We start from the raw sequence: 10,339 nt of genomic DNA on the forward strand, positions 1-10,339 counted from the left end.
TTTACGGGAGACACCCATGGACATTACCGACATGGCACAGCGCATCATCGCAGGCGAGCGGCGCGCATTGGCGCGGGCGATTACGCTGGTTGAAAGCGCACGCGCAGATCACCGCGCACAAGCGACCGAATTGCTGGCGGCGCTGGGACAAGACAAGCAAGCTTTGCGCATTGGCCTGTCCGGCACGCCCGGTGTGGGGAAGTCCACGTTCATTGAAAGCTTTGGCTTGATGCTGACAGGGCAGGGCCTGCGCGTGGCGGTTTTGGCTGTTGATCCCAGCTCTTCGCGTTCGGGCGGGTCTATCTTGGGGGATAAAACCCGTATGGATGTGCTGAGCCGTGATCCGAATGCATTTATCCGACCCAGCCCCAGTCAGACCCATTTGGGTGGCGTAGCGCGGCGTACACGAGAAGCGATTGCCCTGTGCGAAGCGGCGGGCTTCGACGTGGTGTTGATCGAAACTGTGGGGGTGGGCCAATCGGAAACCGTGGTGGCGCAGATGTCTGATCTGTTTTTGCTGCTGCTGGCCCCCGCGGGTGGTGATGAGCTGCAAGGCGTCAAACGGGGAATCATGGAGATGGCGGATGTGATTGTGGTGAACAAGGCAGATGGCGATTTGAAAGCCACAGCTTTGCGGACCCAAGCTGACTATTCCGGAGCGTTGCGATTGTTGCGCAAACGTCCCCAAGATCCTGAAGGATACCCGCGTGCCATGAGCGTTTCCGCGCTGGAAGAACGCGGCTTGCCCGAGGTTTGGGAAGCATTGCAAACCTTGTCGGACTGGCGTCGTGAAAACGGTTTTTGGGATCAAACCCGTGCGCAGCAGGCGCGCTATTGGTTTGAGGAAGGAGTGAAGTCTGTGCTGTTGGCGCAGTTGGAAACACCCGCAGCACGTCAGGCCCTTGCTGCGCTGAGCGATGCGGTGGCCGCGGGTGAACAGGAGCCTGCCGCAGCTGCGGTGGCTTTTGTGCGCGATTTACGTGCGTAAACGCGAGAAAGCAGCGCTGGCGGGTTGACCTGAGTTCCGATTCCCCTTAAAGCCTGCGAACCAATTTAGGGGTCGGCGGATGTCCGGCCTGCTTAGCTGTGTTGCCGCAATAACAGGCGCCACGTCGAATCAAGAGGATGAACCCATGTCGCGCCGTTGCGAATTGACCGGAAAAGGCCCGATGTCGGGCAACAACGTATCTCACGCCAAGAACCGTACACGTCGTCGGTTCCTGCCAAACCTGAATGACACAACGCTTCAGTCCGAAAGCCTGGGTCGCGGTTTTAAACTGCGCATCTCCGCTGCTGCTCTGCGCAGTGTTGACCACCGTGGCGGTCTGGACAAGTTTCTGGCGAAAGCCAAAGACATTGAACTGTCAGACAACGCGCTGAAGATCAAAAAAGCGATTTCGAAGTCCAGCACAACTGCTGACGCGCTTTCCTAAACCTCGGGTTTAGAAAATAGATAGATTGACCCCGTTCTGGTTTCAGATCGGGGTTTTTTTTTGTTTTCGGGTCTGTGAATTCTAGGTATCAATACGCAAATTGATGCGAAGATCAAAAGGGGCTGTGCGTGAAAAATCCTAAACCGATGATGGGCGTTGTTGTTCTGATTGCCTTGGCTGCCGTGGTCATGGCGGTTGTGACTGTAAAGATTTCGCCCTTGGATCAAAATAACGCTGCATTTTCGGTTGAGCAGCCCTATCTGCGAAATGATCAGGCAGATGCCACCTTGGCGCGGGCGTTTTTTGTGCTGGGCAACCAGACCGGAAAAGAGGACCGCCTGATTGGCGCGGAATCGGATGTGGCTGAGATGGTAGAGTTGCATAGCGAAACGAAAGTTGCAGACGGCGGGGTTGAAATGGGCGAGATCGAAGGAGGTGTTGCCCTTGCGGATGGCGAGAGCCACGTTTTTGGCCCCAGCGGTGACCACCTGATGTTTTTTGGCCTGACAGGGCCGTTGGTGCAGGGGCAGCTTGTGCCTGTGACGCTGAAGTTTGAGGTGGCGGGCGACGTCGAGATTGTCGTGCCTGTGGATCAGACCCGCTAGACCCGCGCTGGTTACGTGCGCTTCAGGATGCTGTCGACCCATGCTGGCACTGTTTGGGTTGCTGGCCCAAGCAGCGCATCATCAAACTGCGACCCGACGGACGATGGTTCCAGATTGATCTCTAGAGTTTCAGCACCTGCGCGTGCGGCCTCGGCCACAAAACCCGCTGCCGGATAGACATTGCCCGACGTTCCAATCGCCACGAAAATATCTGCACGGCTCAGGGTCTCGAATATTTGATCCATGTGGTAGGGCATTTCGCCGAACCAGACGATATCAGGACGTGCCGTCGGGGCGCCACAGCTGGGGCAAGGGGCGTTTGCTGCCATAACTGCAGGGGCAGGCCAGCGGTGATCGCACGCGCCGCAGAGCGCGGAATTAAGCGCGCCGTGCATGTGGATCAGATTTTTGGTTCCGCTGCGCTCGTGCAGATCATCGACGTTCTGCGTGACGATCAGCACGTCGCCACTGTGTTCTGCTTCGAGCCGTGCAAGTGCGTAATGAGCCGCATTGGGGAGGGCGGCAGCAGCCTGACTGCGGCGTTTGTTGTAAAACGCGACAACGAGAGCAGGATCACGGGCGAAACCCTCAGGTGTTGCAACATCTTCGACGCGGTGCTGCGCCCAAAGGCCGGTTTCAGCGCGAAAGGTCTCTAATCCGCTTTCGGCTGAGATGCCTGCACCAGTCAAGATGACGATTGTGCTCACTTTTCAGCCTCATGATCGAGGAGTTCCAGATGGTTTTCCAGCCACGGCATTTGCGTGTGCGCGGGGGTGATGATGTGGCGCTCGATCAGATTTCTGACGGCGTTCGCAATGTCTTGGGGGACGTCAGCGCCCCAATCGCTGCGGATATAGAGTGATATCTGTCTGCTTGCGCCAGTTCCAGGCAACGGGTGTATCGTGATCTTATCGTGCAGGTCTTTTGCGCGCATTAACCCTGCCGCTGATGTGACCGTCCATCCTATGCCTTGGGCGACCATCGATATTAATGTCATATGGCTACGGATTTCAAACAGCTTGGAATGTGATTGTTTTTGTGTCGCGAGATGCAGTTCGATTTGCCGCGCAATCAGCTGCTCATCGGTGTAGCGCAGCAATGGGACGTCACTGACGCCCTGAAGCAGGTCGTGGGGTGTGCTGGCTACGTCTCGGGGTTTGACAAGAACCAAAGGGTCCCGCACCAACGGGAACTCTAGTAAGTTGTCAAAGGTTTCGCTGGTGCTGGCGCAAATTGCCATATGTAAGCGGCCATCTGCGACCATGGGCACCAAGTCGTGGCTGTGGGATGAAATGAGATGGAAGCTGCAATCGGCAACGTTTTCATTCAAAATTCGCACAAGGTGGGGCGTGAGATTGTCGTCAAAATCGGTGATCAAGCCAATGTTGAGCTGGGAAAGATGCCCCAGATCAATTCTTGAAGCGCCTGCTGTAGCCAGCCGTAGCTCGGCCAGAGCGGCGACAGTGTGACGCAAAAAATTGCGTCCGGCTGGGGTCAACTGCATCGGGCGGCAGGAGTGATCAATCAATGAGGTCGCTAGCGCGGCCTCCAGATTACGTAACTGTTGGCTGACGGCGGGTTGGCTTAGGCCAGTGTCTTGTGAGGTCTTCACCACAGAACCACTGCGCGCAAGCGCTTCGAATACTTCCAGTCCGCGAAGGCTGATGCCTTTGATATCCATTTTGTCTCACTAAGTGTTGCCCATACACCTCATGCCGATCAGCCAACCTGCCGTCAAGGTGGTGTGGATCGCTCTTGTGGCTCGGAGGCAAGGGAGGCAAACTGGCTTCCTATGCAGTTATTATCGGAACACACCACATGAGAATCGCCACAGCGTCCTACCCGTTGGACATTTTAACCTCTTGGGCCCAGTACGAGGAGAAGTTGACCCGTTGGGTTGCCGAGGCCGCGCAGAATGGGGCGGAGTTGTTGGTGTTTCCCGAATATGGCGCAATGGAACTGGCAACGTTGGACGGGCTAGACGTGGCTGGTGATTTGGAGAAATCACTGTTTGCGGTGTCGGACAAGCTCCCTGAGGCGGATGCTTTGCATCTGCGCCTGGCTGCGCAATACGGTGTGCATATTGTCGCGGCCTCTGCGCCTGCTGCGACAGAAACGCGCCCCGTCAATCGTGCGCGTCTGATCACCCCCTGTGGTAAGATCGGCGTGCAGGACAAGCAGATCATGACACGATTCGAGGGTGAAGTCTGGGATGTGATTGGCGGCTGTCCTTTGCAGGTTTTTGAAACGGCTTTGGGACGTATTGGCATATTGATTTGTTATGACAGTGAATTCCCGCTGTTGGGCCGCGCTTTGGAAAGCTGTGACATCATTGTCATTCCAAGCGTCACCGAGGCGCTGGCAGGCTATTGGCGTGTGCGCACTGGAGCCATGGCGCGGGCGCTAGAGAATCAGTGCGTTACCGTCATGTCATCGGTGGTCGGTGAGGCGGATTGGTCCGAGGCATTGGGCACCAGCGTGGGTGCTGGTGGTGTTTTCTGCCCGCCGGACACTGGTTTTCCCTCTACCGGCGTGATGGCCGTGGGCGAGCTTTGTGTGCCGGGTTGGGTCTATGCTGATATAGACATTGAATTAATTGCCGCAGTGCGCGCAGATGGCGTTGTTTTGAACCGTAAACACTGGGTTGAGCAGATTGGCCGTGATCAGCCAGCGGTAAATATGCCTCTTGGGCGTATCTCCTCTTGAAAATTCGCTCGGAAGCGCTCATTTAGGCGCGTGTCCCCGCAACTGGGGACGTTTTTACAGGAGAGACCATGGCTAAGGAAGATACGCTCGAATTTCCCGGTGTCGTTAAAGAACTCCTGCCTAATGCGACGTTCCGGGTCGAGCTTGAAAACGGCCATGAGATCATCGCACATACGGCAGGCAAAATGCGTAAGAACCGCATTCGTGTTCTGGCTGGTGATAAGGTACAGGTCGAAATGACCCCCTATGATCTGACCAAAGGCCGGATTAACTACCGTTTCAAATAACATTTTCCCCGCCCGCCCCGAAGGTGGGGCGAGGAGCTGCTCATGAAATTCATCCTCGGATCAGGATCACCGCGTCGCAAGGAATTGCTGGCGCAGATCGGCGTTGTAGCGGATGATATCCGCGCACCTGATATTGATGAAACCCCGCAAAAGGCAGAACTGCCGCGCCCCTATTGTGCGCGTATGGCCCGTGAAAAGGTTGCAGCAGTACCCGCCGACGCAGATGATATCGTGCTCTGTGCCGATACGACAGTTGCACTTGGCCGCCGGATATTGGGGAAACCCGATGACCGTGCGGAGGCCGAAAAATTTCTGCGCGCCATGTCTGGTCGCCGTCACAAAGTGATCACAGCCGTTGCCGTTAAGCGCGGCGGCAAGCTGTGGCAGCGCGATGTGATGAGCACGGTGCGCATGAAAAACATCGCTGAAGATGAACTGCGTGCCTATCTGGATACAGGTGACTGGCAAGGCAAAGCAGGCGGCTACGGTATTCAAGGACCTGCAAGTGTGCTGATTCCTTGGATTTCTGGATCATTTACAGCTATCGTTGGTCTGCCATTGGCCGAGACAGCAAACCTGCTGCGCGCAGCGGGATACCCGATATATGGAGAAAGCTCATGAAGGGCCGTACGATTATTCTCGATCACCTTGGTGACATCGAAGCCGCCGCCTTGATGGTGGATGGAAAGTTGGACGATCTGCTGGTGGATACGCCCGAGGCAGCCCGCGTCGGCACCATCTACCGTGCCATTGCCGACCGTCCCGTAAAGGGGCAGGGGGGCATGTTTCTTAAGACGCCTGATGGTTCAGCTTTCTTGCGCCAGATCAAAGGTCTTTCTCCGGGGCAACCTTTGCTGGTGCAGGTCACCGGATTTGCCGAGGACGGCAAAGCGATTCCCGTAACCAACAAGCTGCTGTTCAAAAGCCGCTATGCGATCATCACTCCCGATGCGCCCGGTTTGAATATCTCCCGTTCGATTCGCGATGAGCCAGAACGTGACCGCCTTTTGGAAATCGCACATGATGCGATGGACGGTGCCGCATACGGGCTGATTCTTCGATCATGCTGTGAGGGTGCCGAAAGTGAGGCCATCGCAGAGGATATCGAAGCGATGCTGGATTTAGCTAATGCCGTTTTGAACGATGAGAGCGCAGAGATGGAAACCCTGTCTGAAGGCGATGGCCCGCATGTGCTGGCCTGGCGCGATTGGGTCGAAAAGGCCGAGATCGTGACCGAAGACGGTGGGTTTGAAGAGCACGGCGTTCTGGACGCATTGGATGCACTAGCACAAGATCTGGTCCCACTCTCTGGCGGGGCTTCGATGTATGTTGAACCCACACGCGCATTGGTGGCCGTAGACGTCAACACGGGCGCTGATGTGTCACTTGCCGCAGGTATCAAGGCTAACATGGCCTGTGCCCGTGCCTTGCCCCGTGCGCTGCGCCTGCGTGGCCTTGGGGGGCAGATTACGCTTGATCTAGCCCCAATGCCGAAAAAGGACCGCCGTCCGTTTGAGACGGCTCTGCGGGCCGCGTTCCGTGCCGATGATGTGGAAACAACGTTGATTGGCTGGACCCCACTTGGTCACTATGAGCTGCAGCGCAAACGCGCCCGCGCACCTTTGGCGGAAGTGTTGGCGTGACTTGTCCGATCTGCGCCGATGAAACCCACGAAAAGTACCGCCCCTTCTGTTCGGGACGGTGCGCTGACATTGATTTGTCCAAATGGTTTTCAGGCACATATGCAGTGCCATCGCAGGACCCGGAAGACATCGAAAAGGCGATAGAAGCATTGGAAAATGCGCCCCCGCAGTGATCGCATTAAGCTAGATTCCCATCTAGTTTGAATAATGGGTAAAATGGGGCTGGACACCCGCCGCTATTGCTCCTAGAACCCGCTCACCCGACCAGTTAACTGGTCCCGGTGCCCGGGTAGCTCAGGGGTAGAGCAGTGGATTGAAAATCCTCGTGTCGGTGGTTCGATTCCGCCCCTGGGCACCATTTAAGTATCAGTAAAATATGGCTTTTTTCATTTGTCATATCCTGAACTTTAACTTTTCCGGCTTCGGGACGACAGCGGGACAACAGACTTCCCTCCCTCGATTGATTGCATCAAGCACGATTATTGACACATAGTCGTTTCCGGCGAAACCCGATCGACATCATTTCTTCTACAGTTCACCAATTGGAGAAGAAGAATGAACCACGAAAACTCCCCCCAGGACATCCTATTGCCTATCAAAGAAGTCTGCGAAATCGTGGCCCGCTCTCGGGCGAGCATCTACCGCGACATTAAACGTGGCACATTTCCCCCAGCGCAAAAGCAAGGAGGTTCGAGCCGCTGGCGCCGCTCATTGATCATGAAAGTGGTTGAAGGCAAATACCTGTCTTGAGGGCGACGGAGATCGTGCACAGCGCTGGCTCAATATTGCGCGGGTCGTGAGCTATGGCGGTTGTGCATGGAGGTCACAGCAAAGCTCATGATAGATCTAAGGTGGGGGGGCAAGCTTTTTGCCCCCCCTAAACATCGTCGAGTTCACTCGTCCCCCCGTTGTTCGAAGTTCGGTAAAATAGGATTTGATTGATCCCGATCCAAGCAATAACGACGATAGTTCAAGCTCAAGCCAAGAATGAAGTAGCAGTTCCCCAAATGCGAAAGGTTCCCGCATTCGGACCTGGCATAGGATCCACCTCGCCGTTGGCGAGGCGAATTCGAGGCCAAAGTCAATGGAGGCGGCCGACGTCCCTGTCAGCGCCCCATGATATCAGGTTCCGAAGCGCCGGTTGACGATACGCTCAGCGGCAAAGCGATGCCCCAAAACCAGTAGCATCTCGCGAAGAACACGCAAATTTCTGAGACAATCGGCGACTTGTTCACCGCGCGAGGTCAGAACCCGCTCATGGATGACGGTGCCGATCGCCCCCTCATCGGGATCATTGCGGCCATGAAAAATTGGCACGAAATCTCGTGTCTCCCGATCGAGTTCTTCGGCGAGGATCGAAATGACACGATCAAGGTCTTCGTAAGCATCGTGACGAAGAAATTTGCCTTCGGAAAGGGTGTTCATCGATTTGCGGATCGCGTTCTGATTGTGCGCCGTCCCCGCAACTTCCGTCGATGTTGCCGCGTCGGTGACATGCTTGATTTTTTCGAGGCTGCGTGCGCAGAGTTCCTCAAGGGGCTGTGTGTGGAAAAAGTTCGTCATGACCTACTCCTGGCCTGGCCCTGGCTGAATGCGAGGGCTTCAAGACGCCGGCCCAATGGCCGACGGAAGGGTCATGCAGCAGAGAGATCAAATATCTCGCGTTGAACGACGTCGCAGGTCGGGTGCTCATCGGCAATTGCGACGAGGAGATCGAAGAGCCGGTCTGCCCCGAGACAAACCTCTTCGACACGTGGGTCCTGAAGATCAAGCGCCACGAAACGCGCAGTTTCCTCACGCTCTGGATCCCCGACAAAATCCAGCATGAGCAGCCGATGTAGCCAGACAAGTTCATGCTTGAGTGTTTTTGAAAGGACTGCGCTTTCGACGATATTCGCATAGAGCCGCAAACAGCGGCGATGCGCGGCCGGTCCGCCGAGCATTGCAGCGGCGTTCAACACCGCTTCTCCGAATTCATGGAAAAAATCTTTGGTTAGTTCGAGCGCGTAGTCATCGCTCGCAGTGCGTGACAGAACTGATTGAATAGACATTGGATACCTCCAAGTTGTGCCGCCCATCATGGCGATCAAGAGCCCCGGGGGAGCCTCCTTTTGATTTCCGGGGTGGTTTTGCCGACTTTCAGGTAGCAGCAGGGGGTTTCACGGCCGGCGGGTTTCTTTATCTCTTCTGAGGCACTGCATTTTTGTCTGCCGCGCTCTCGCAAGAAGGGGCGCGGCAGACAAGAATGCTGTCCGATCACACTTTTCATTTCCTTTGCAAGATTTTCCGTGCCCCGTTCTCTACGTCCCTCGCCATTTTGCATCATTTTAGACCCGCAGCGATAGCCAGGCTGGGATGGCGAGGTGGTTGAGAGAAATTGAAACAACAGCGGGGATTGTTAAGGACAATGCCATTTTACCCTGCAGACATATCATCGACATCTTTTGTCTTGGCAGTCAGGCATATTAAGGATCGAGGACGATCGTTCTTGTTGCTATACTGCCTGTGCGATCTTCTGCCGGTCATTTTGCCAAGCGCGGACTGCGGCCTCGCTCTTACACTCAGTCGAGTATTCTTCGCCGGCTTCGAGTGTCCCGTGGCCGAGATGTGTCGCGATGACCCGCGCGGCGATCTCCGGATCGTGCCGTCGCATATAGTCGGCCGCGAGGGTCCGCAGGTCGTGCGACGGCACCCCGATTGCAGTCTTGATCCGTTCACTCGGCCATTTTGCAGGCCTGGCCACATCGGACAGTGTCAGCCAGTTTTTGCCGACAAGCTCCCGGTAGCGAATGTGGATCAATCTGCTTGGCCGACCGCACAGAATGAGTTCATCGAGAACTTCACCAATCTCCGGCCAGAGTTCCCCAGCTTCTGTTTTCCGGCCAGTTTTTCTCTGGTTCCACGCGAGATGCCACGATCCATCCGTCTCACGCCGTAGATCGCTGCCGATGATCCAATTTGACATGTCACCGGTCCTTGCAGGCTTGTTCATGTCAACAGCACAGCACGCCGCAGTCTGCAGCAGTAGCGCCTTGCGCGCTGAATGATCTGGCAACAGATCGGCATCTACAAGCAGATCACCGATGACTTCGGCGATGCACTCAAATCCGCCCTTTCTTATCAGATCGTTAATGCGAGCGACCTTCAACTTCTCGCCCAATTTTGCCTCATCTCGGAATGCGTCGCGCATGTAACGCATGCCATCGAGAGCCTCCGCATTGACGCCGCCAAACTTGCCAAGAGCAATGAGGCCCTCAAGGTAATTTGCGATCGTAATCGGCCTGATGTCCGTCTCACTGGCCTTGAATGCCTCCCCGAGACAATATGCGGTATAGAAAGTCAGGCAGTCATTCGCTCCGCCAGCATTGACGATCTGGGCGCAGCGGGAGATGGAAGCGACATATCGGTCTTTGGAAGAGGCCTTGATCCGGGCCTGGCGCAGAAATGGGTACATGGTCTGCCAAGATGTCGGCCATGATCCGATGAGCGCGTCTTCGCGGTGCACGTGTTGTGTGTGGGCGAGTGCCTTGCCTGGACGCCGGCCATACCATTCCGCCCGCACTTGACGGGCTGGACCTGTCACGCTTTAGTGCCGCCCCAAGTGCTCGTTTAAGCCACCTTTCGTTCGAAGGCGACAGGGCTTTTCCAGCCCAGTGCTGAGTGGC

The 10,339-nt window shown here is 55.9% G+C and carries 14 protein-coding genes and 1 tRNA gene; 10 read left to right on the forward strand and 5 right to left on the reverse strand.

The window, feature by feature from the left end; genetic code table 11:
• The first annotated feature begins 16 nt into the window (after positions 1 to 16).
• The 3 genes from meaB (at position 17) to GGR95_RS13435 (ending at position 2,038) form a co-directional block, all read left to right on the forward strand.
• Positions 17 to 988 (forward strand): methylmalonyl Co-A mutase-associated GTPase MeaB, encoded by a 972-nt coding sequence (gene meaB / locus GGR95_RS13425; protein WP_184566681.1) that lies wholly within the window; start codon positions 17 to 19, stop codon positions 986 to 988.
• A gap of 145 nt (positions 989 to 1,133) precedes the next feature.
• Positions 1,134 to 1,433, forward strand: a complete 300-nt coding sequence (rpmB, locus tag GGR95_RS13430; RefSeq protein ID WP_184566683.1) for a 50S ribosomal protein L28 — start codon at positions 1,134 to 1,136, stop codon at positions 1,431 to 1,433.
• Positions 1,434 to 1,561: 128 nt separating this feature from the next.
• Complete coding sequence (locus GGR95_RS13435; protein ID WP_184566685.1) at positions 1,562 to 2,038, forward strand: copper chaperone PCu(A)C domain-containing protein; 477 nt, start codon at positions 1,562 to 1,564, stop codon at positions 2,036 to 2,038.
• A gap of 11 nt (positions 2,039 to 2,049) precedes the next feature.
• On the opposite strand, the gene GGR95_RS13440 is transcribed toward GGR95_RS13435, so the two are convergent.
• Positions 2,050 to 2,745, reverse strand: coding sequence for a Sir2 family NAD-dependent protein deacetylase (locus tag GGR95_RS13440; protein ID WP_184566687.1), 696 nt, complete (start codon positions 2,743 to 2,745; stop codon positions 2,050 to 2,052).
• The gene (locus tag GGR95_RS13445; RefSeq protein ID WP_184566689.1) at positions 2,742 to 3,719 is read right to left on the reverse strand and encodes a LysR family transcriptional regulator; all 978 of its coding nucleotides are present in this window, start codon (positions 3,717 to 3,719) and stop codon (positions 2,742 to 2,744) included. The genes GGR95_RS13440 and GGR95_RS13445 overlap by 4 nt, the downstream gene beginning before the upstream one ends.
• A 137-nt stretch (positions 3,720 to 3,856) precedes the next feature.
• On the opposite strand from GGR95_RS13445, the gene GGR95_RS13450 reads away from it, so the two are divergent.
• The 7 genes from GGR95_RS13450 (at position 3,857) to GGR95_RS13480 (ending at position 7,424) form a co-directional block, all read left to right on the forward strand.
• Entirely contained in the window at positions 3,857 to 4,744 is an 888-nt protein-coding gene (locus GGR95_RS13450; RefSeq protein ID WP_184566691.1) for a carbon-nitrogen hydrolase family protein, read from the forward strand.
• 68 nt (positions 4,745 to 4,812) lie between these two features.
• Positions 4,813 to 5,031: a translation initiation factor IF-1 gene (gene infA / locus GGR95_RS13455; protein ID WP_005978431.1), complete on the forward strand. Its 219-nt coding sequence runs from the start codon at positions 4,813 to 4,815 to the stop codon at positions 5,029 to 5,031.
• Between the two features lie 42 nt (positions 5,032 to 5,073).
• On the forward strand, positions 5,074 to 5,652 hold the full coding sequence (locus GGR95_RS13460; RefSeq protein ID WP_184566693.1) for a Maf family protein: 579 nt from the start codon (positions 5,074 to 5,076) through the stop codon (positions 5,650 to 5,652).
• Complete coding sequence (locus GGR95_RS13465) at positions 5,649 to 6,674, forward strand: ribonuclease E/G (protein ID WP_184566696.1); 1,026 nt, start codon at positions 5,649 to 5,651, stop codon at positions 6,672 to 6,674. The genes GGR95_RS13460 and GGR95_RS13465 overlap by 4 nt, the downstream gene beginning before the upstream one ends.
• On the forward strand, positions 6,671 to 6,847 hold the full coding sequence (locus GGR95_RS13470; RefSeq protein ID WP_184566698.1) for a DNA gyrase inhibitor YacG: 177 nt from the start codon (positions 6,671 to 6,673) through the stop codon (positions 6,845 to 6,847). Before GGR95_RS13465 ends, GGR95_RS13470 begins: the two co-directional genes overlap by 4 nt.
• Positions 6,848 to 6,957: 110 nt before the next feature.
• Positions 6,958 to 7,032, forward strand: a tRNA-Phe gene (locus GGR95_RS13475).
• Between the two features lie 197 nt (positions 7,033 to 7,229).
• Positions 7,230 to 7,424: a helix-turn-helix transcriptional regulator gene (locus GGR95_RS13480; RefSeq protein ID WP_184566700.1), complete on the forward strand. Its 195-nt coding sequence runs from the start codon at positions 7,230 to 7,232 to the stop codon at positions 7,422 to 7,424.
• A 372-nt stretch (positions 7,425 to 7,796) separates the two neighbouring features.
• On the opposite strand, the gene GGR95_RS13485 is transcribed toward GGR95_RS13480, so the two are convergent.
• From GGR95_RS13485 to GGR95_RS13495, 3 genes are all read right to left on the reverse strand, one after another.
• A complete protein-coding gene (locus GGR95_RS13485; protein WP_184566702.1) occupies positions 7,797 to 8,237 on the reverse strand; it encodes a hypothetical protein in 441 nt (146 codons plus the stop codon).
• A 71-nt stretch (positions 8,238 to 8,308) separates the two neighbouring features.
• Positions 8,309 to 8,725 (reverse strand): hypothetical protein, encoded by a 417-nt coding sequence (locus GGR95_RS13490; RefSeq protein WP_184566705.1) that lies wholly within the window; start codon positions 8,723 to 8,725, stop codon positions 8,309 to 8,311.
• Positions 8,726 to 9,168: 443 nt separating this feature from the next.
• The gene (locus tag GGR95_RS13495) at positions 9,169 to 10,179 is read right to left on the reverse strand and encodes a hypothetical protein (protein ID WP_184566707.1); all 1,011 of its coding nucleotides are present in this window, start codon (positions 10,177 to 10,179) and stop codon (positions 9,169 to 9,171) included.
• Positions 10,180 to 10,339 lie beyond the last annotated feature (160 nt).

The organism is Sulfitobacter undariae (assembly GCF_014196805.1).
Lineage (GTDB): Bacteria > Pseudomonadota > Alphaproteobacteria > Rhodobacterales > Rhodobacteraceae > Sulfitobacter > Sulfitobacter undariae.